At 36.9% G+C, this 19,732-nt stretch carries 22 protein-coding genes; 19 read left to right on the top strand and 3 right to left on the bottom strand.

The annotated features are described in order from the left end of the window. The first annotated feature begins 186 nt into the window (after window positions 1-186). The 14 genes from FSZ17_RS19705 (at window position 187) to FSZ17_RS19635 (ending at window position 11,649) form a co-directional block, all read left to right on the top strand. A complete protein-coding gene (locus FSZ17_RS19705; protein ID WP_057773526.1) occupies window positions 187-2,130 on the top strand; it encodes a CoA-disulfide reductase in 1,944 nt (647 codons plus the stop codon). A 127-nt stretch (window positions 2,131-2,257) separates the two neighbouring features. Beyond that, a complete protein-coding gene (locus tag FSZ17_RS19700; protein ID WP_057773523.1) occupies window positions 2,258-2,620 on the top strand; it encodes a rhodanese-like domain-containing protein in 363 nt (120 codons plus the stop codon). Window positions 2,621-2,634: 14 nt separating this feature from the next. Then, a complete protein-coding gene (locus FSZ17_RS19695) occupies window positions 2,635-2,898 on the top strand; it encodes a metal-sensitive transcriptional regulator (RefSeq protein WP_057773521.1) in 264 nt (87 codons plus the stop codon). Window positions 2,899-3,191: 293 nt separating this feature from the next. Further along, window positions 3,192-3,671 carry a DsrE/DsrF/DrsH-like family protein gene (locus tag FSZ17_RS19685; RefSeq protein ID WP_057773519.1) on the top strand — a complete coding sequence of 160 codons (480 nt, stop codon included), beginning with the start codon at window positions 3,192-3,194 and terminating at the stop codon, window positions 3,669-3,671. A gap of 32 nt (window positions 3,672-3,703) precedes the next feature. Beyond that, window positions 3,704-4,063 carry a rhodanese-like domain-containing protein gene (locus FSZ17_RS19680; RefSeq protein WP_057773517.1) on the top strand — a complete coding sequence of 120 codons (360 nt, stop codon included), beginning with the start codon at window positions 3,704-3,706 and terminating at the stop codon, window positions 4,061-4,063. Between the two features lie 15 nt (window positions 4,064-4,078). After that, on the top strand, window positions 4,079-4,375 hold the full coding sequence (locus FSZ17_RS19675) for a rhodanese-like domain-containing protein (protein ID WP_057773515.1): 297 nt from the start codon (window positions 4,079-4,081) through the stop codon (window positions 4,373-4,375). Between the two features lie 49 nt (window positions 4,376-4,424). Beyond that, the gene (locus FSZ17_RS19670) at window positions 4,425-5,000 is read left to right on the top strand and encodes a sulfurtransferase TusA family protein (protein ID WP_057773513.1); all 576 of its coding nucleotides are present in this window, start codon (window positions 4,425-4,427) and stop codon (window positions 4,998-5,000) included. A gap of 12 nt (window positions 5,001-5,012) precedes the next feature. Further along, window positions 5,013-5,243 (top strand): glutaredoxin family protein, encoded by a 231-nt coding sequence (locus tag FSZ17_RS19665; protein ID WP_057773511.1) that lies wholly within the window; start codon window positions 5,013-5,015, stop codon window positions 5,241-5,243. Window positions 5,244-5,293: 50 nt separating this feature from the next. Further along, window positions 5,294-6,421, top strand: coding sequence for an MBL fold metallo-hydrolase (locus FSZ17_RS19660; protein WP_057773509.1), 1,128 nt, complete (start codon window positions 5,294-5,296; stop codon window positions 6,419-6,421). A gap of 120 nt (window positions 6,422-6,541) precedes the next feature. After that, complete coding sequence (locus FSZ17_RS19655) at window positions 6,542-6,772, top strand: sulfurtransferase TusA family protein (protein ID WP_057773507.1); 231 nt, start codon at window positions 6,542-6,544, stop codon at window positions 6,770-6,772. Window positions 6,773-7,171: 399 nt separating this feature from the next. Next, the gene (locus FSZ17_RS19650) at window positions 7,172-7,948 is read left to right on the top strand and encodes a sulfite exporter TauE/SafE family protein (RefSeq protein ID WP_057773505.1); all 777 of its coding nucleotides are present in this window, start codon (window positions 7,172-7,174) and stop codon (window positions 7,946-7,948) included. A gap of 204 nt (window positions 7,949-8,152) precedes the next feature. Then, on the top strand, window positions 8,153-8,722 hold the full coding sequence (locus tag FSZ17_RS19645) for a class I SAM-dependent methyltransferase (protein ID WP_082625295.1): 570 nt from the start codon (window positions 8,153-8,155) through the stop codon (window positions 8,720-8,722). Between the two features lie 670 nt (window positions 8,723-9,392). Then, complete coding sequence (locus tag FSZ17_RS19640; RefSeq protein WP_057773503.1) at window positions 9,393-10,640, top strand: ATP-binding protein; 1,248 nt, start codon at window positions 9,393-9,395, stop codon at window positions 10,638-10,640. A 538-nt stretch (window positions 10,641-11,178) separates the two neighbouring features. Next, window positions 11,179-11,649, top strand: a complete 471-nt coding sequence (locus tag FSZ17_RS19635) for a hypothetical protein (RefSeq protein WP_228460367.1) — start codon at window positions 11,179-11,181, stop codon at window positions 11,647-11,649. A 38-nt stretch (window positions 11,650-11,687) separates the two neighbouring features. Here FSZ17_RS19635 and FSZ17_RS19630 read toward each other — a convergent pair whose 3' ends face one another. The 3 genes from FSZ17_RS19630 to FSZ17_RS19620 form a co-directional block, all read right to left on the bottom strand. Continuing rightward, window positions 11,688-12,062 carry a 2Fe-2S iron-sulfur cluster-binding protein gene (locus FSZ17_RS19630; RefSeq protein ID WP_082625294.1) on the bottom strand — a complete coding sequence of 125 codons (375 nt, stop codon included), beginning with the start codon at window positions 12,060-12,062 and terminating at the stop codon, window positions 11,688-11,690. Window positions 12,063-12,071: 9 nt separating this feature from the next. Then, on the bottom strand, window positions 12,072-12,911 hold the full coding sequence (locus FSZ17_RS19625) for a family 1 encapsulin nanocompartment shell protein (RefSeq protein ID WP_057773497.1): 840 nt from the start codon (window positions 12,909-12,911) through the stop codon (window positions 12,072-12,074). A 234-nt stretch (window positions 12,912-13,145) separates the two neighbouring features. Then, the gene (locus tag FSZ17_RS19620; RefSeq protein ID WP_057773495.1) at window positions 13,146-13,709 is read right to left on the bottom strand and encodes an IMEF encapsulin system ferritin-like cargo protein; all 564 of its coding nucleotides are present in this window, start codon (window positions 13,707-13,709) and stop codon (window positions 13,146-13,148) included. A 222-nt stretch (window positions 13,710-13,931) separates the two neighbouring features. Here FSZ17_RS19620 and FSZ17_RS19615 point away from each other — a divergent pair, with 222 nt between their 5' ends. The 5 genes from FSZ17_RS19615 (at window position 13,932) to FSZ17_RS19595 (ending at window position 18,879) form a co-directional block, all read left to right on the top strand. Next, the gene (locus FSZ17_RS19615) at window positions 13,932-14,804 is read left to right on the top strand and encodes an ABC transporter ATP-binding protein (RefSeq protein ID WP_057773493.1); all 873 of its coding nucleotides are present in this window, start codon (window positions 13,932-13,934) and stop codon (window positions 14,802-14,804) included. 15 nt (window positions 14,805-14,819) lie between these two features. Beyond that, entirely contained in the window at window positions 14,820-15,617 is a 798-nt protein-coding gene (locus FSZ17_RS19610; RefSeq protein ID WP_057773491.1) for a DUF2705 family protein, read from the top strand. A gap of 76 nt (window positions 15,618-15,693) precedes the next feature. Beyond that, window positions 15,694-16,515, top strand: coding sequence for an alpha/beta fold hydrolase (locus FSZ17_RS19605; protein ID WP_057773489.1), 822 nt, complete (start codon window positions 15,694-15,696; stop codon window positions 16,513-16,515). A 48-nt stretch (window positions 16,516-16,563) separates the two neighbouring features. Beyond that, window positions 16,564-17,214, top strand: a complete 651-nt coding sequence (locus FSZ17_RS19600) for a TetR/AcrR family transcriptional regulator (protein WP_057773487.1) — start codon at window positions 16,564-16,566, stop codon at window positions 17,212-17,214. Between the two features lie 372 nt (window positions 17,215-17,586). Continuing rightward, on the top strand, window positions 17,587-18,879 hold the full coding sequence (locus FSZ17_RS19595) for a polysaccharide deacetylase family protein (RefSeq protein WP_057773485.1): 1,293 nt from the start codon (window positions 17,587-17,589) through the stop codon (window positions 18,877-18,879). The last annotated feature ends 853 nt before the right edge of the window (window positions 18,880-19,732 follow it).

Raw genomic sequence — 19,732 nt, 5'->3', positions numbered from 1 at the left:
AAAAGGCCTTAAAGAATACCTATCGAATTCCCTTACAGATTCTCTTACAGTTTTGTAAGATATGAAATCTGGATGTTGTCTCATGAGAGAAATTGAGTGTTTACTTAAGTTGACAATTAATAATTTTGTAAGGTATTATACCCGTAGGGGTAATGGTAATCTATTCATATTATTGGAGGGAACTTTATGACTAAGAAAGTAATCATTGTTGGTGGAGTTGCAGGTGGGGCTACTGCTGCAGCGAAATTAAGAAGAAATAATGAAGAGATAGAAATAATACTAGTAGAACGTGGAGAGCATATTTCATTTGCAAATTGTGGACTGCCTTATTATATTGGGGAGACGATCAAGGATCGAAGCAAATTATTAGTTCAAACTGTAAAAGGAATGTCAGAGCGTTTTAATTTGGATATCCGTAATTTAAGTGAAGTTTTGAGCATAGATCCTGAAAATAAAAAAGTAACGATCAAAAATTTAAAAACCGATGTGGTATATGAAGAAGCGTATGACAAATTATTATTGTCTCCAGGAGCAAGACCAATTGTACCGCCAATCCCTGGTTTGGAAGAAGCTGAAGCTATTTTTACATTAAGAAATATTCCAGATACAGATAAAATCAAAAACTATGTCGATCAGCAAAATCCAAAAAAAGCTATTGTGATTGGTGGGGGATTTATCGGAATTGAAATGGCTGAGAACCTGGTTGATAGAGGGATTGCAGTGACCCTCATCGAAATGGCTAATCAAATAATGGCTCCGATTGATTTTGAAATGGCTAGCATTCTCCACACTCATTTAAAAGAAAAGGGAGTCCAGCTAGTATTAGAAAACGGTGTTCAATTCTTTGCTGATAATGGGAAGACAGTGATTTTATCAGATGGAACAAATATCGAGACTGATATGACCATCCTTTCAATTGGGGTAAGACCTGAAAATGAATTAGCGAAAGCAGCTGGCCTTCACTTAGGAGAGCGCGGAGGAATTATTGTTAATGAATACCTTCAAACTTCGAATCCTGATATTTACGCAGTTGGGGATGCTGTGGAAGTGGTCGATTTTATAAGCGGATCGAAAGCAATGATTCCACTTGCTGGCCCAGCTAATCGACAAGGGAGAATCGCTGCGAATAATATAATGGGAAAACAGGAGAAATATCAAGGGACCCTTGGTACATCCATTGCAAAGGTGTTTGATTTAACCGTAGCTGCTACAGGCAATAATGAAAAAACATTAAACCGATTAGGTGTGCCATATGAGGTTGTTCATATTCATCCAAGCTCACATGCAGGCTACTATCCAGGTGCGTCTTCCATTGCATTAAAACTAATCTTTGACAAAGGAACAGGAAGAATTTTCGGTGCACAGGCAGTTGGAATGGATGGCGTTGATAAGCGAATAGATGTCATTGCAACAGCCATTAAAGGCGGGTTAACAGTAGAAGATTTAACTCATTTAGAATTATCATATGCACCTCCATATTCATCAGCAAAAGATCCTGTAAATATGGCAGGATATGTTGCAACAAACATTATGGAAGGTGAATTGGAGCATGTCCAGTGGCATGAAATTGATGATATTATTGCCAGCGGTGGTCTATTAATTGATGTTCGCGAACCGATGGAAAGAGAATTCGGGTTTATTGAAGGATCCATGAATATCTCACTAAATGAGCTAAGAAATCGATTAGAGGAACTTCCGAAAGATCAGACTATATATGTCAGTTGTCAGGTTGGTTTAAGAGGTTATTTAGCGAGCCGTATATTAAAGCATAATGGATTTAGTGTTAAAAATGTGGATGGCGGCTGGAAAACCTATTCTTCTGTTTTCGGAAGCAATATAAATAAAGGCGTTGAAACAACAACAAATGACCTAGGAGAAACAGTTGTCAAAAATACAAATGAAATAAAAGTAGATTCAATCCTTGATGTAACAGGATTAACTTGCCCAATGCCGATTGTTAAGCTCAAAAAGGGCATCGAGCAGTTAGAAAGCGATCAAATATTAGAGCTCCATGCAACGGATAAAGGTTCACTAAATGATCTTCCAGCATGGGCCAATAATGCCGGTCACACCATCTTAAAAACGGAACAAGAGGGACCTCTTATTAAATTTTGGGTAAAAAAGAAATAATGGCAGTGATCCTCTAATTTCATTTGAATTAGGGGATCTGTTTTTAGTTGACAATATACCTATAAGGGTATAATATAAAGCTTGTCATTCCTCTAAATTACTAATAAACTGGGAAGGTTTTTATAAAATGCTATATTTTATCATCATGCTGCTTGCAATTATCACTGGAACCTTTTTTTTAAGATACTTTCCTGTTGGGAATGTTAAATGTAAAGATTTATATAACATTAATAAAGATTCACTAACGATTCTAGACGTAAGAGATTATAATTTATCATATAACGATCCCATACAAGGTGCTAAGAATATACCCGTAGCCTATTTAAAAAGGAATTACGCTGAGATTCCAAGTTTATCCGTCCATATTATAGCTGCTGATCATTTAGAAAAGAATATTAGCATTCGGTTCTTAAGAAAAAGAGGCTTTAAGATCACAGGGTATACTTTAACTGGTTGTAAATGTAAGGAAAAATTAAGTACAGTGTACTAGAAAGGAGATTAAAGATGGAATACAATGATCAAATGAAAAATAGGGTAAAGCGCATAGAAGGACAGCTGCGCGGAATTTTAAGAATGATGGAAGAAGAAAATGATTGTAAAGATGTGATTACACAGTTATCTGCTGCTAGATCTGCGATTGACCGTACAATCGGTGTGATCGTTAGTTCAAATTTAGTAGAATGTGTGAAGCATGCGGAAGAAAATGGAGAAAAGAATACAGAGGAATTAGTAAAAGAAGCAGTAAACTTGCTGGTAAAAAGTAGATAATAAAAAAGGGTTGACACTCTTTTTTATTTTTCATATTATTATACCCATAGGGGTAACGGTAAAATGATTAACTTGTTGATTGGAGAGGAAGGCGCGAGCTCCTCGAAAATGCTAACGCATTTCCTTCGTGCGGTGATTATTCTAGGAAGCTTATTCAATGTCCTGCGGGAGAAGCGTGTCAAAGGGAGACCCCGCAGGAGCGATAGCGACGAGGAGGCTTCCGGACCGCCCGCGATCGCTAAGTGCCTGCAGCGGAAATCAACAGGAACACTATTTAATAAAGGGGGATTACCTTGGCTAATAAGAAAACAACAAATATTATCCTATTTAGTGGAGATTATGATAAAGCAATGGCAGCGTATATTATTGCAAATGGTGCTGCTGCATATGATCATGAAGTAACCATCTTTCACACGTTTTGGGGATTGAACGCACTGCGTAAGGATGAACAGATCAACGTCCAAAAAGGTTTTATGGAAAAAATGTTTGCCAAAATGATGCCAAGAGGCGCTGATAAAATGGGTCTCTCCAAAATGAATTTTGCTGGATTTGGACCAAAGATGATAAAAGATATTATGAAGAAGCACAATGCGATGACGCTTCCTCAGCTTATTGAAATGGCGCAAGAGCAGGAAATTAACCTAGTTGCATGTACAATGACGATGGACCTTTTAGGATTAAAGGAAGAAGAGCTATTAGAAAACGTTGAATTCGCAGGAGTTGCTGCCTATTTGGCAGATGCTGAAGATGGAAATGTGAATTTGTTTATTTAATTTCTATTCGTTAAAACGAGGTGTCATAGTAAATGGAATATGTTAATTATATTTTACTAGCTCTATTAATCTTATTTATCATCAAGCGCATTTTACCAACAAAAGGAGTTAGACATATATCAACAGCAGAGTTGAAAAATGAATTGCAAGACAAGACGAAGCAATTCATTGATGTCCGAACACCTGGTGAATTTAAGGGAAATTCTATTAGAGGGTTTAAAAATATCCCTTTAAATCAGCTAACAAAAAGGGCAAATGAACTTGTGAAGGAAAAAGAGGTTGTTGTCATTTGTCAAAGCGGAATGCGAAGCCAACAGGCGAGTAAAGTACTAAAAAAGCTAGGTTTCTCAAAAATTGCGAACGTAAAAGGCGGAGTCAGTGCCTGGAGATAAAAAGGAGTGAGTGGAGTGGAACAATTACCTGCAAATGAAATAAAAGATTTATTATCGGAGGGAAAGTCTTTAAATATCATTGATGTTCGCGAAGTGGATGAGGTGGCGATGGGGAAAATTCCAGAGGCTCAACATATTCCATTAGGATTACTCGAATTCAGAATGCATGAATTAGATAAGTCAAAAGAATATATTATGGTATGCCGTTCAGGAGCCAGAAGCGGACGTGCTTGCCAATTTCTTGAAAGCCATGGCTATAAAGTAATGAATATGGCTGGTGGAATGCTTGCTTGGGAAGGAGAAATCGAGTAAATTTTTTTAAATAAATTTATACCCCGGTAGGTAAAAAGGAGGTTTTAATATGATTCAAATAAAAACAGACATTGTATTGGATGCAAAAGGTCTGTCTTGTCCAATGCCTATTGTGAAAACGAAAAAGTCAATGAATGAATTAGAGGCAGGTCAAGTATTAGAAGTTCAAGCAACGGACAAAGGCTCAAAGGCAGATATTCAAGCATGGGCAAAGAGTGCAGGGCATCAATATTTAGGCACATTAGAAGAAGGAGATGTACTAAAGCATTATTTAAGGAAATCACCCGGTGATGAAACAATTGAAAGAAAGCATCCGAATGTAGCTACCAATGAAGAGCTAGAAAAAATGCTGAAAGTAAACGAAAACAATGTTGTCCTTGATGTTAGAGAATCAGCTGAATATGCATTTAGTCATATTTCAAACGCCATTTCAATTCCTTTGGGAGAATTAGACGACCGTATAGATGAGCTTAATAAAGAAGATGAAATTTTTGTTGTGTGCCGTACGGGAAACCGCAGTGATCTTGCCGCACAGAGGCTAGCAGAAAAAGGATTTACAAAAGTAATAAATGTTGTACCGGGGATGAGCGCTTGGACTGGCAAAACAATAAATATCAATAACTAAGAGGTGTATAAAATGAAGGCTACTGTATATTCAACAACGAGATGTCCATATTGTGTTATGCTAAAAAACTTTTTGTTAGAGCAAAATATTTCTTTTAATGAAGTAAATGTTGAAACGAATCCTGAAATCATGCAGAAGCTTATTGCTGCTACAGGGCAAATGGGTGTACCACAAACAGAAATTAACGGAAACTGGGTCATCGGGTATGATCCAGAAACGATTATGAAGGTCATACAAAACTAGAAAAGTGAAAAAATTTTAAATACTATAATACCTTAGGGGGTAGGTTGGGGATGGCTGTAAATGCAATGACGGCAACAGAGGTAACAAAGAGAGTGTTTAATAAAGAGGAGCTATTTATTCTGGATGTCCGTAATACAGTGGATTTTCAAGACTGGAGAATTGAAGGTGAACACTTCGAGCATTTAAATATTCCTTATTTTGAACTGCTTGACGGCGTTGAAGGGATTCTTGATAAGCTGCCAACCGATAAGGATGTTTTAGTTGTATGTGCGAAGGAAGGCTCATCAATTTATGTTGCAGAAGAACTTTCAGAGGCTGGTCTTACTGTTTCTTATTTAAAAGGCGGGATGAAAGCTTGGAGTGAGCACTTGGAGCCTGTCAAAATTGGAGATTTAAAAAATGGCGGCGAAGTGTATCAGTTTGTCCGCATCGGCAAAGGCTGCCTATCTTATATGGTCATCTCAAATGGGGAGGCAGCGATTATTGATGCAACAAGAATGACGGATATCTTTACTGATTTTGCAGATAGCAAGGGAGCAAAGATTACTCATGTATTTGATACCCATCTACATGCGGATCATATTTCCGGTGGTCGAAAAATTGCTGAAAAGACAAATGCAATGTATTGGCTGCCGCCAAAGGATGCCACAGAAGTGACATTTAAATACGAGCCACTTGAAGGCGGTAAGATTGTAACAATCGGTAATACTGCGATCGATATTCATGCTCTATACACACCAGGACATACAATCGGGTCAACATCATTTGTAGTTGATGAAACGTATCTGCTATCAGGTGATATCTTATTTATTGACTCAATTGGACGTCCAGATCTTGCTGGTTTAGCGGAAGACTGGGTTGGAGATTTAAGAGAAAGCCTGTATGAACGCTACAGAGAATTATCGGAAGACCTTTTGGTTCTTCCAGCACACTTTATGGTGATTGAAGAATTAAATGAGGATGGAAGTGTAGGTAAAAAACTTGGAGATTTATTTGCAGAAAACCATGGTTTAACTATCGAAAATGAGGAAGAATTTAGAATGCTTGTGACTGAAAATTTACCGCCACAGCCAAATTCATACCAAGAGATTCGCAAAACTAATATGGGAAAAATCAATCCAGACGAAGAAGAGCAGCGTGAAATGGAAATCGGCCCAAACCGCTGTGCAGTAAGATAGAAAAGCGCGACGTCCTGTCGCGTTGTCGACACTAGTACGTCCTGTACCTCGGGGGTAGGCGCTGGAGCTAGACAGATAGAAAAGCAGAAGTGCCCTAAAAAATTATTGGAGGTAATACAAATGGAAGCTACAAAACTATTAGATGCAAAAGGGTTTGCATGTCCAATGCCCATTGTAAGAACAAAGAAGGCAATGAACGAGCTTAAAGAAGGTCAAGTATTAGAGGTACACACCACAGATAAAGGATCGAAAAATGATATTACTGCTTGGACAAAATCAGGTGGTCATGAATTAGTAAAGCAAGAAGATGAAAATGGAGTATATAAATTTTGGATTAAAAAGGGTGAATAAAAAACTGAAGAGGGAACCAATTTGGTTCGCTAATCGGCAAGCTTAAGTTTATCCCGCATTAACGGGCAGTAAGACCCCCACCTCAAGATGAGAGAGAAGCGAGGATGAAAGGTGGGGACAACTGCCCGTAAAAGCCCATAAAATGAACACAGACTAAAAGCGCCACATCGTGTGGCAACGTCTGCGTGACCCACTTCCTGTGAGCCGCAACTAACCATCAGTGGGGGATGAAAAAAAACCCCACTGATGGAAGTTTCACTTTATTAATGTACTAAAGTATAATTGGAATTTTAATAAATTGTCTGGAAATAACATCGCATAAGAAAAACTAAGCTTTCGCTGGAAGGACTTGGTGAAAGCTAAGTCTTTCTAACCTTTTCTTAAGAGGAAGTGCAAGAAATGGATATGACATTCATAATTACGATCTTTCTAATAGGTTTTATTGGATCATACATTTCCGGAATGGTAGGAATTGGCGGTTCGATAATAAAATATCCAATGCTGCTATACATCCCGCCTTTATTCGGTCTTGCAGCTTTTAGTGCTCATGAAGTATCTGGAATCAGTGCTGTTCAAGTATTTTTTGCTACCATTGGCGGTGTTTGGGCCTATCGCAAAGACGGATATTTAAATAAAGCATTAATCGGCTATATGGGCGTTAGTATATTAATTGGGAGCTTTATCGGTAGTTTTGGTTCAAAAGCAATGTCAGAGGGCGGGATTAATTTAATCTATGGAATTTTAGCTCTAACCGCTGCGGTTATGATGTTTATTCCTAAAAAAGATCTTGATGATATTCCGCTCGATCAAGTGAAATTTAATAAATGGCTTGCTGCAGCACTGGCGTTAATTGTTGGAGTTGGGTCTGGGATAGTAGGGGCTGCAGGTGCATTCTTATTAGTTCCTATCATGCTCGTTATCTTGAAGATACCAACTCGAATGACGATCGCATCTTCATTAGCGATTACATTTATTTCATCTATTGGCGCTACAATTGGTAAAATAACAACAGGACAAGTTGATTATGGACCTGCACTTATTATGGTTGTTGCTAGCTTAATTGCCTCACCATTAGGTGCAATGACAGGGAAAAAAGTAAATACGAAAATACTTCAAGCTATTCTAGCTGTATTAATTGCAGCGACAGCAGTAAAAATTTGGATCGATATCCTGTGAAAGGGATAGATTAAAGGGGGTACTTTTATGGAAAAGAAGCGGATAAATGATTGCCAAACTGGGACTTGAGGCATTAACAGGAAAAACCAGAATGACGGAAAAAAGAAGTTTTCATTTCCGCCAATATGACCTGGGGTTTTCGTTTGGCTCCTGGTAGGAGTCATTTTATTGATATCTAAATTTTTTTAGCTAAGGAGTGGTATTGTGGCTGGACATCGCTTTAATCCTGAAAAGGCGGATAAATTACTTTCGCCTAAGAGAAGAGAATTAATTGATTTAGATAAAGTTATCTCTCTACTTGGTATCCAAGCAAGTGACAAACTCGCAGATTTCGGAGCGGGCAATGGCTTTTTCACGATTCCTTTCGCACAGCAAACGAATGATACGGTTTATGCAATAGACATTGAACCGAAGATGCTAGATTTGTTGAGAAAACGAGCAGAGCAAGAGGAAGTTAGGAACATACATTACATTGAAAGTAATCTTGAAAATATTAAGCTTCCTGACAATACGATAAACAAAGCAATCGTAGCTTTTGTGATGCATGAAATTCCGAATATGGAAAAAGCCCTTAAAGAATTTAAACGTACTATTCGACCGAATGGACGGCTGCTTATTCTTGATTGGGAAGCGGTAGAATCAGAATTGGGTCCCCCTCTCCATGAAAGAATTTCATCAGCTGACATGCAATCGTTTCTCCTGGAAAATGACCTCTATGCAAAAGTCACTATTCTAAATGAAGCGGTGTATGCAATTGAAATAGAAATGACTTGAAACTGATAGACAAAAATACCGGCAAAATGATGCCGGTATTTTTTTAGAGTTCTAAGGCCTTTTTTTCTATTGATTACTTAAACTTCAAAGTTGAAAAAAAGGTGAATTGCTCAATGAGAACAAGTCCCGAAGAAGAAGCCTGGTTGTTGTCTTCTTTCGTGCTCAATGAGGACAAGTTCCAAAGAAAAAGCATGATTGCTGTCTTCTTTCGTGCTCAATGAGGACAAGTTCCGAAGAAGAAGCCTGGTTGTTGTCTTCTTTCGTGCTCAATGAGGACAAGTCCCGAAGAAGAAGCCTGGTTGTTGTCTTCTTTCGTGCTCAATGAGGACGAGTTCCAAAGAAAAAGCTTGGTAGATGCCCTCTTTTGTGATCCATGCGAACCCTACAATTATGAGAAAAAAACTGAGCACCTATCAATATCTAAAATCACCTCTAGGAATGGATTTACTAGTCTCAAAAATAGATCAAAGCTTGCTAGTCATTATTCATTTAAGGAGCTTGTAATACTAATAAAATGTATTAAAAAAAATGCAAAAAAAAATTTTTTTTGATAGATATGCGATTAAATCTTTGTGTGATATTATTTTTATAATAATTCGAATTATTGATTCCTCAGCATTAAATAGGCATTTTAAGAAGTAATACAATTGAATAAGGGAGGATAAAGCAGATGTTACTTGAAGGCAGTAATTTACTCTTTAATTTACTAGTCATCCTCATTACCATGGCTATTCATCAATTCTGGATTGAAAGTAAACCGAATAGTCCATTTGTTAAAAATTACGCAATATTATTCACATCTGCTTTAGCTATTTTTCTATGTATGTCATTCTCAATCGTTGAGGAAGATGGCATCAAATTCGATTTAAGAAGAGTTCCACTTTGGTTAGGAACAATATATGGCGGACCGTTAATAGGCATTCTCCTTTCTTTAGAAACTATGTTAATAAGGTTTTTCCAAGGTGGAATTGGAGGTATTATTTCATTATTCAGTACTCCTCTGTTACTTGCTATAGCACTTTTAGTTAGACCTTATTATTTTCGCTTAAGGACATTAAATAAAGTGATGGTAGCTGCAATTATAAATATTCTTATTTCAATATTTATTCTCATATCTGTTTCAATGGCCAAAAATACATTAGTTGATATCAAATTTTTTACGAGTTACCTAATGACGAATTTTTTTGGGATTATTTTTGTTAGTCTCTCTTTTGAAGCTATTAGGAAAAACTATTTATTCCGTATGAAAATATACCACTCTGCTAAGCTTGATCTGATCGGACATTTAGCTGCAGCAGTCAATCATGAGATCAAAAATCCTCTGACGACTGTTCGTGGAATGATCCATTTACTTAAAGATGATCCGTCTCTTCCTAATGAAAAAAAAGAATCTTTTTTTCAGATTGCAATGGAGGAAATTGATAAAATCGATCGAATTGTATCCGATTACCTCACTTTTGCAAGACCTTACCCAAATAAAATAGAGATGCTTCCAATCGGACAAGTCTTATCTGAATCAATTAGTATAGTAAAGCCATTAGCTGATCAGGCCAGTGTGAAAATAGAAATAAAAGAAATAAGTCATTGTACAATACCTGGAGATCACTCCAAATTCGTTCAAGCTTTAGTAAATATTCTTAAGAATAGTATAGATGCCTTGCCAAATGGCGGCAGCATTGAGATAAAAGCAGTTATAATGAATAATTTATGCAGCATTCATATTTTAGATAATGGGGTTGGCATGAGCAGTGAAATAATCAGCAGATTAGGAGAGCCTTATTTCACTATGACAAGTAATGGAACAGGGCTTGGCATGATGGTTGTGTTTAAAATTATTGAAAGCATGAAGGGGAAAATAAGTATTAATAGTGAGCTAGGAACAGGCACAGAAGTAATTCTTTCTCTACCAAGCTCTTGATATAGAAAGTGTATGCAAAGCTATTGAAACTACAAATTTATCGCAGATTAACGGGCAGTAAGACCCCCACTTCAAGTTTGCGAGAGAATCAAAGAAACTTAAGTGGGTGATCAACTGCCCATAAAGTCTCATAAAAGGAACACAGACTAAAAGCGCCACATCGTGTGGCAACGTCTGCGTGACCCACTTCCTGGGGGCCGCAACTAACCTCTGTGGGGTATGAAAGCCGACTAAGAAAGCCACGTCCTGTGGCAAAGTCGGCACTAGCACGTCCTGTGCTTCGAAAAACCCCCACTGATGGAAGTTTCACTTTATGTCTTATTCATCTATCACGTTAACTGTTTCATTCTGAGGCAGTTAACGTTTTTTTATGCGTATCCAGAATCAATGAAACAAATGAAAAAACCGTGCAAAACCGCTGGTATTTATTACATATTAATAATGTTTAAGTCTTATTGACAATGATTATCATTTTCCTTTACTATAAAAGTAACTTATTTTCCAGATATAATTCACTCTTGGAGGGAACATCGTGAGTATGCTTCATGGCTTGAAAGATATTGATACGGTTATTTCTAATCAACGTAAAATCGGTGGAGCTGCAGAAGCAGCCATTTTACAATTAATATCAGGTGAAACCTTTAACAATCCAGTATTCACTAATATCGACAAGTCTAAAGGACAATACGTTTCCTTATGTTTTATTGATGAGACTGGAATGAATATTTGCATTCATGTTGACCAAATTGCCATTATGAAAGGCTTAGAATATAAATTAATTTGTCAATTAAACAACCAGCATGTTAAACAATTATTGCTTACTGATACATTGCAATACTTACAAAGATTATGCGAAATCAACGATGGCTTTATCACACCTACATTTAAAAAAGAAGCGCTAGTGCTTGTGAGGAATATAAGTGTGAAAGAGCTTGAAAAGAAAAATATTACTTTACCTTTCATAATCGAAGATAATCTTATACATTTCAGTGAACGAAAATTTGCATAATAAATGAAAAAAAACGAGGTCAAGCACCTCGTTTTTTTTTATCTCATTATAGATTGACAAGCTAATCGATACCCATCGTCCAATGTATTTTTTAACTTTTTTTGCTCTATATTATTTGGCGGCAGCAAAAAGGCTGATCCGTGATCAATTTTCAATTTACATAAACCACATGTACCTTTACGGCATTTATATTGCAGCTCTTGCCCTTGTTTTAGGGCTGCATCTAATAATAACTGCCCTTTTACTTGCTGAATTTCATAGGGTTTTCCATTTTGTAAGACAATCATACTTTGTGTATTGTCTGTAATGGAACTTTTATGAATGCTTGAACTTGAATACGGCAGCTTTAATGATTCTGATACAATATTTCTTGGAATGAGCGAGCCAACAGTAAATAATCTGCTATCCAACATACATACTCCCTATTTTTCAGGATTATCAAGAGTGCAAATAGCTGCTGGACGTTTGATTCTGAGTACGACGGTTTCATACACTCGGAATGGATGATTCATTCCTTCATCTCCAAGATATGCTATTTCAAAATCCTCAGAAACGGCCATATCGAGATTATTTCTCCCTGTGTTAATGAGTACGCCTGTTTTTCCTTTTAAAACGGGTGACTGAAATACGCCATCTGTAACAAGCTCATGGACATGCTCAATTTCCAATACATTTGTATCTTTATGTACACGGTGCAACAGTGAATAAAGCTCTGGTGACAAAACGAGTGCGTAAGGACCATTATGGTTCATTTCGAGTAATTTATTTCTTGCATCAACAATATCCTGAAAAGCACTTCCTGACTCATACCAATTTCTAATTAAATGTGTCAGCCTGCCTTTGACATTCATTAATCCAGGAATATCAAATTCCTTTGATCCATGAAAAATCATTTGATCCTCTAAAATGGCGACATCACGAGATGCATTGGCTGCACTTGAAAAATCAATAGGAATATCTAAAACTTTTGCTTGCTCAATATCACGCCAATAAAGAACAAAATCTTTATAAAGCATGGGAATCGTATAATTTACACGTTTGCTTGATTCGATATTCGTATCAAACGAGCCTTGAAAATCAATTTTTGCTTCGTGATTTTCTACATAAATATCATTAAAAATGCTCTGTACTCCTCTGCCGAGCGGCCCATACAATTCGATAAACCTACGCCCAACTAATTGTCTTCGTGCCGTATCAATCACGATTTGCTGCAAATGATTATATTCCGAATCTGAAAACGGTAAATCAGGTGTATAACTCATTTCTTTCTCCTCACTTTTTTAATAAATAAGTTTAAGTTTTTCCAAGTTAGAGAACTGTCTAGCTCCAGCACCTACCCCCGACGTACAGGACGTACTAGTGTCGACAATGCGACAGGAAGTCGCGTTTTTGTCGACCTCGAGGTCACAAGCCAATCCTCCCAGAAAGGTAAAGTACACCTTTCCAGGAGGCTCGTCTTGTGCTTGTCGGGGGTGACTAAGGCGCTTACGCATTTCTTATGTTTTTAAACTGCCAACAGAAAATCCTTTTTTCATTGAACTGACCTTCTTGCCTTGTGCATCATTAGGAAGGGCTAAATGATCATGGTCTTTATCATGATGTGCATGGGGATCTACATAATCATGGTCAAATCGCTTATTAATCTCCATTAGCATTTCTTTTACTTGCTGATAATCTTTATAGGCATCCGTTCTTAATTTTTTTAATAATGTACTCCGTTCTTCATCCGTAAACTGAAAAAGTGCTAAATCAAGGTGCTCAACAAAATTATGTAAACCAAACTTTTCAAGGTTTAACTCTTGTAGAAGTCGATTAAATTCATTATTCGTCGGTGAAAATGCTTGTGCATCCTCCATACTTTCAAATTTTGAAATAAGAGGGATCAATACGTCTAAGCGTGAAAGCCTCTGTTCCTCTTCTTCATAAATATGATGGTAGTAAAGGCGTTCATGGTCGTCTTTTGCAAATTCAATTACCGGATCAAGCATATTCATAAATTTTTCAATGGCTTCCTTTGTAGTTGAAAAAATTTGATTAAAGATTTCTAACTCATCCTTCAATATTTAACACCTCCCACCTACTAATCATTACCATTATGGTCAATAGCTATTGGATTTATTACTTTTTCATTGGCTATGTTGATGATTTTTGTTGAGAAATTGCCTATAAGAGTTTTTTTAAAATTTGCTAAAATTTTAATTGACTATCCAGTCAATCAGATCTACAATGATATTGACTGAACAGTCAATTGGTGGATTATCCGATTAGAGGAGGGTTCATGTATGGCAATTGTAGAATTAAGGAATTTAACAAAATCGTATAGAAAAAACAGGGGTATTATCGATGTTTCTTTTTCAATTGAAGAAGGTGAAGTATTTGGATTTATCGGTCCGAATGGAGCAGGAAAAAGTACAACAATCAGAACTCTATTGAACTTTATCTATCCTACGAGCGGGAGTGCGACGATTTTTGGTAAGGATATTATTAAACATTCACAGGAAATTCGGCAAAATATTGGATACTTGCCGTCAGAAATCCACTATTACGATGATATGAAGGTAGTCGATTTATTGAAATACTCTGCACGGTTTCATAAAAAATTTAGTACGGAAAGAATGAAGGAATTGGCTTCTAGGCTCGATCTCGATGTAAATCGGAAAATCGAGGATCTTTCATTTGGAAACAGGAAAAAGGTTGGGATTGTGCAAGCATTGCTTCATGAGCCTAAGCTAATTATTTTAGATGAACCAACAAGCGGATTAGATCCATTAATACAGAATCACTTTTTTGACCTACTTAAAGAAGAGAGAGACAAGGGGGCGACGATCTTTTTCTCGTCACATATTCTAAGTGAAGTCCAAAAGATGTGTGATCGTGTGGCGATTATTAAGGATGGTAAGCTTGTAACGGTAGAAACAATTGAGCATTTAACAAAAAATAAGGTGAAAAATATTACGCTAACTCTTGAACATCCAGAACAGCTTCATTTTGACCTGAACGGAATGATCAAAAAAGAAGTAAATGGGAATGCAGTTACCTTGCTTTACAGTGGAGATATTAAGGCACTTCTTAAACGATTAAATGATTTGCCGGTTCAAGATGTATTGATTGAAGAGCCGACCTTGGAAGAAGTATTCATGCACTATTATGAATAGTAAGGAGTGAGACAGATGATTTTTATGAGAGAGTTGAAACGAAGCCGGAAATCGTTAATCATTTGGAGCCTTGTACTTGCAGGGTTAATCATATGGCTTTTAAGCATTTTTCCGCAATTTGCTGAAGGTCAAAAATCGATGAATGATCTTTTTGAAGCGTATCCAGAATCAATGAAGCAAATGTTTGGAATGGATAGGATTAACTTAGGGACATTAATTGGCTTTTATGGGATTGAAATCTATATGATGACAACTCTATTAGGAAGTATTTATTCCGCGCTTTTAGCTTCTAATATTCTGGCAAAGGAAGAGAACGAGAAGACGATAGAATTTTTGCTCTCCAAGCCGGTATCAAGAGGCCGAATCGTTTTAGAAAAGCTCCTTGCTGTTGTTGTAAATATCGTGATCTTAAACATTGTTTCAACCATTTCAAGTTTAATAGGTTTTCAGTTTACGAAGGATGCAGATGTACCAGGAAAAACATTTGCCTTGTTAATCATCGCGACACTTTTATTGCATTTAACATTTGCGGCCATTTCCTTCATGCTTTCATCGATAATGAGAAAAACGAGGAATACATTATCGGCATCGCTTGCCATTGTCATCGTTACTTACTTCTTAAATGTGATGTCAGGCCTGTCGGAGGACTTGGATTTCTTAAAATATTTTAGCCCGTTTAAGTATGTAGATGCGGCTAATATTATCAATGAAAATATGCTTGAGCCAATCTATATTACGATTATGGCCGCTATCATCCTGATTAGTATCTCGGCTGCATTTATCATATATAAGAAGAAGGATATTTCAGTTTAAAAGCTAAGGCTGTAGCTTTTAAATGTATCTAAATGGTTATTTTTCTTTATATACTTATAATTAGAAGGGGAAAAGTATGCCTAAAGTAAAAGTAAATGATATAGAAATGAACTATGAAGTTAGAGGAGAAGGTGAACCAATCATCTTTATTCATGGAAGTGGTGCTTCATGGAAAATGTGGAAACCCCAAATAGAACAATTTTCAAAAAAGTATAAGATGATCATGATTGATATGAGAGGGCATGGTGAATCATCAAGACATTTTCCGAATGATGAGTATTCGATGAAGCTGATTGCTCAAGATTTAAAGCTGTTTTTGGATGTGATAGGTATTGATAAGACTCATATCGTAGGACTATCACAAGGTTCTGTGATTGCCCAATTATTTGCCATCAAGCACAGTAGCTACATTAATAGACTTGTCTTATCTAATGGATACAGTGAAATTCCTACAAGGACCTCCAAATGGGTGTTAAATATAAGCAACGCAATTATGAAATTAATTCCATACGATATAATAATCAAATTAATGTTAAAAGTTTATAAAGATGATGAGTTCACAAAGAAAGTATTAAGGGATTCGTTTTCAATTGATAAAGAAATGTTACTGAAAATAAAAACAAGTGAATTTCCTACACATACAGATGAATTATATAATATTACTTGTCCTACCTTAGTTATGGGAGGGGATATGAATATTATGGGTGTAGATGAGAGAAAGGCATCTGAGACTATTTATGAACATATACCCAATGCTACATTAGCATTATTCAAAAACGCTTTTGACCCATTGAGTACAATGAAATGGGAAATTTTTAATGATATGATTTTAGACTTTTTAGAGGGAAAACCCATAAAACAATATGAAGAAGTTAGATTAACCGAAAAGAAGAAATAATTAATTAAACGATTTTCTTGTTGAACTAAATTAAGAGGGTGTATATGATTGTATTCAGCTTTCGAAAAGCAGCCCCAGGAAAAAAAAGACCTAATTATTAAAGTGGCGTTAGAGGAATTCGTGAAGAATGGATATGAGAAGACCACTACAGATATCATTACAAGCAGAGCAGGAATTTCCAAAGGGCTTCTGTTTCATTATTTTAAGAGTAAGAAAAACTTATATCTTTATTTAGTTAATTATGGAATAGAGCTTCTCACTGAAGCAACGATGAAGGAACTAAAGGAAGTTAAATCTGATGATTTCTTTGAAAGGGTAAAAGAAATCTATTTATTAAAACGCAATATTACACAGCAATATTTGCATGAAACGATGCTAATCACAGATGCTTTCATTAATCCACCTGTAGCAGTGAAAACGGAAATGGATAAATTGATGAAGAAGTTTTATGAAACATACCAAAAAGACTTTATGCTTGAACACGTTTATCTAAAGGATCTAATTCAAACGGATAGGCTTAGAGAAAATGTCTCGATTGATACCGTCATCAATATGACGATGTTTATTAGCGAACAGCTAGGTAATAAATATCAAGCGCTTCATAAAAGTAATCAATATAATTTTTTCGAGGAGCCAGACCCTCTCGTACAAGAATTAAATGATTATCTTCAGATCGTGAAAAATGGAGTTTATAAATAGTTGGGGAAATATCGCAAAACCCTGAGCCAATTGGCCTCAGGGTTTTGGCATAAAGGTTTATCGCGGATTAACGGGCAGTAAGACCCCCACTTCAAGATTGCGAGAGAATTAAAGAAACCTAAGTGGGGGATCAACTGCCCGTAAAGGCCCGACGACGGACACGATGTCCTAGTCAGGCGAAAGCCACAGGACGTGGCGTTTTGAGCGTGATTGGTTCAACTAACCATCAGTGAGGGATGAAAGCCGACTAAGAACGCCACGTCCTGTGGCAACGTCGGCACTAGCACGTCGTGTGCGTCGAAAAGCCCCCACTGATGGAAGTTTCACTTTATAGCAATAATAGATTGGAAGATCTCAAGGGAGGTGGACGAAATGAATAAGCAAAGAATAATGACTCTGCTATTATGTTTAGTTTTTTTCACCGTATCTTTAGCTTGCCAATCGGAAAAAATACCCCCTGCAGAAAAAACACAGCTGCAGGAGAATGCCTCACAGCCTAAAGAGGAGAAGCCTGTCCAAGCCGCAAATCTGGATGAAATAATGGAAAGAGCACAAAAAGGGATGACGTCAGATAGCCCGTATAATGTATTGAATAGCTCGATGAAACAAGTTAAAGCAGAGTGGGGAGAACCAGATCATGTCGATAAGGCGGGGTTTGGTTATTATGCAACCTACAAGAACAAGAATGTTGTTCTAGGGTTTAATGAATCAGGACAGGTATTTGATATTCGTTCCTACGCGAAAGATTTAAGATCCGTTACGGTTAAAGAGGCAGAAGAAGTTTTTGGGGAGCCAATGGATATTAGAATGGTAAATGATGAGTATATTTATGTATATAAATTAAATGAAAACATTGAACTGAAACTGATTATCCCAAAAAACAGGAAGGAAATTGATCATATATCTGTTTTCAATTCACAAATGGCAATCGTAAATCAACATACAGGTGACGAGTATACACTAGATATAAAAGGAAAATCGAATCAGCTAACTGCCCAAGCTTGGGAGAAAATGCAAAATTGGCGAGAGCAAATTGTTCAGTTCTCGAATGAGCATGAAAATGTGTACACAAATGGTCCAAATAAAAAAATGGTGGCTTTAACATTTGATGATGGACCAGATGAGGTTGTCACTCCAGCTATAATTGATATATTAAATGAATATAAGGTTAAGGGAAATTTTTTCTTTTTAGGCAGCGAGGTAAAGAAATACCCAGATGTCGTAAAGGAAGCCTATGTTAAAGGTAATTTAGTTTTGAGCCATAGCTACAATCACGTCGATTTAACAAGCTTAAGTAAAGAAAAGATTCAAGAGGAAGTAAACCAGGCAGGAAAAGCCATACAAGCAGTAATAGAGCAAGAACCAGCCATTCTCCGCACGCCATATGGAGAAACGAATGACAAGGTTGCGTCCATCACGGAACAAGAAGGCTATTCCATCGTTCTGTGGTCCATTGACACACTTGACTGGTCACAAAAGGAGTCTAGCAATATTGTAAACAACGTAGTCGAAAATGTTCGAAATGGGGATATTATTCTGATGCATTCTGATTCAGAAAAGACAGAGACGGCAAAAGCACTGCCTCTTATTATCGAAGCATTGCAAGAACAGAATTTTGAGATAGTAGATTTAGAAACATTATTAGGGGTAAAAGCCTATCAATAAGTAACGGAGCCCAATTCTTTTTGTGGTTATCGCTCATGAAAGTGATCCAGTGTTGCCCATACGAGTTTTTTTGTGGGGGGATTTGTCCCTAAACAAGGTCATTTTTTCGGAACCTGGTCATATCCTCCAATTTAGAATTTTGGCTAAGACAATGGGGTTATTCTAAAGGAATTACTGGTCTTGTATTTCCAAAAGAAAACATATATGGAAAATTTATTGCGATATTTAATTTTGCATGTTAAAATAAATTCAACTTACAAAGAACGGAGGGTTCCCTAGTGTCATATTGCAGACTTCGATTCCAAACTTTTAACCAGTAATTTAATACGGTTAAGGCTCTGCCTGCTGTGCAGAGTAAACGGGATTGGTCTGCCTTTTTAAGGGAACCTAATTTTACGGCATACGTGAAAAGAGGGGAGAGACGATTCTCTTCTCTTTTTTGTTGTCTAAAAAAACGGAAAAATTTCATATGACTAATGGGCTATCTTCATAATTGCCCATCATAATGCATGTGAAGACCATTCAACCACCTATTTTGGATGGTTTATTTCATCATCCTTATTAGGTTTATTTTGTTATATTCTTCGTTTACTCAAACACAGGCAGCTAGCCTGTGTTTTTATTATTTTGGCTGTGTTAAAGCTCAGTCTTGAAAAACCTTATTTGTTGTTGATTGGAGCGGAAGGCGCGAGATCCTCAAAAATGCATTCGCATTTTCTTCGTGCGGTGAGTATTCGGGGAAGATTATTCAACGTCCTGCGGGAGAAGCGAGTCAAAGGGAGACCCCGCAGGAGCGATAGCGACGAGGAGGCTTCCGGACCGCCCGCAATCGCTAAGTGCCAGCAGCGGAAAT

The sequence above is a fragment of the Cytobacillus dafuensis genome (genome assembly GCF_007995155.1).
Classification (GTDB): Bacteria; Bacillota; Bacilli; order Bacillales; family Cytobacillaceae; genus Cytobacillus; species Cytobacillus dafuensis.
This window is presented reverse-complemented; position numbering and strand designations above follow the sequence as displayed.

Bases quoted from the DNA above. Each gene is read 5' to 3' on its own strand.
- FSZ17_RS19640 (WP_057773503.1), top strand. From the start codon at position 9,393: ATGTTACTTGAAGGCAGTAATTTACTCTTTAATTTACTAGTCATCCTC.
- FSZ17_RS19700 (WP_057773523.1), top strand. From the start codon at position 2,258: ATGCTATATTTTATCATCATGCTGCTTGCAATTATCACTGGAACCTTT.
- FSZ17_RS19605 (WP_057773489.1), top strand. From the start codon at position 15,694: ATGCCTAAAGTAAAAGTAAATGATATAGAAATGAACTATGAAGTTAGA.
- FSZ17_RS19660 (WP_057773509.1), top strand. From the start codon at position 5,294: ATGGCTGTAAATGCAATGACGGCAACAGAGGTAACAAAGAGAGTGTTT.
- FSZ17_RS19650 (WP_057773505.1), top strand. From the start codon at position 7,172: ATGGATATGACATTCATAATTACGATCTTTCTAATAGGTTTTATTGGA.
- FSZ17_RS19655 (WP_057773507.1), top strand. From the start codon at position 6,542: ATGGAAGCTACAAAACTATTAGATGCAAAAGGGTTTGCATGTCCAATG.
- FSZ17_RS19625 (WP_057773497.1), bottom strand. From the start codon at position 12,911: ATGAGTTATACACCTGATTTACCGTTTTCAGATTCGGAATATAATCAT.
- FSZ17_RS19665 (WP_057773511.1), top strand. From the start codon at position 5,013: ATGAAGGCTACTGTATATTCAACAACGAGATGTCCATATTGTGTTATG.
- FSZ17_RS19615 (WP_057773493.1), top strand. From the start codon at position 13,932: ATGGCAATTGTAGAATTAAGGAATTTAACAAAATCGTATAGAAAAAAC.
- FSZ17_RS19595 (WP_057773485.1), top strand. From the start codon at position 17,587: ATGAATAAGCAAAGAATAATGACTCTGCTATTATGTTTAGTTTTTTTC.
- FSZ17_RS19695 (WP_057773521.1), top strand. From the start codon at position 2,635: ATGGAATACAATGATCAAATGAAAAATAGGGTAAAGCGCATAGAAGGA.
- FSZ17_RS19635 (WP_228460367.1), top strand. From the start codon at position 11,179: ATGCTTCATGGCTTGAAAGATATTGATACGGTTATTTCTAATCAACGT.
- FSZ17_RS19680 (WP_057773517.1), top strand. From the start codon at position 3,704: ATGGAATATGTTAATTATATTTTACTAGCTCTATTAATCTTATTTATC.
- FSZ17_RS19670 (WP_057773513.1), top strand. From the start codon at position 4,425: ATGATTCAAATAAAAACAGACATTGTATTGGATGCAAAAGGTCTGTCT.
- FSZ17_RS19630 (WP_082625294.1), bottom strand. From the start codon at position 12,062: ATGTTGGATAGCAGATTATTTACTGTTGGCTCGCTCATTCCAAGAAAT.
- FSZ17_RS19705 (WP_057773526.1), top strand. From the start codon at position 187: ATGACTAAGAAAGTAATCATTGTTGGTGGAGTTGCAGGTGGGGCTACT.
- FSZ17_RS19610 (WP_057773491.1), top strand. From the start codon at position 14,820: ATGATTTTTATGAGAGAGTTGAAACGAAGCCGGAAATCGTTAATCATT.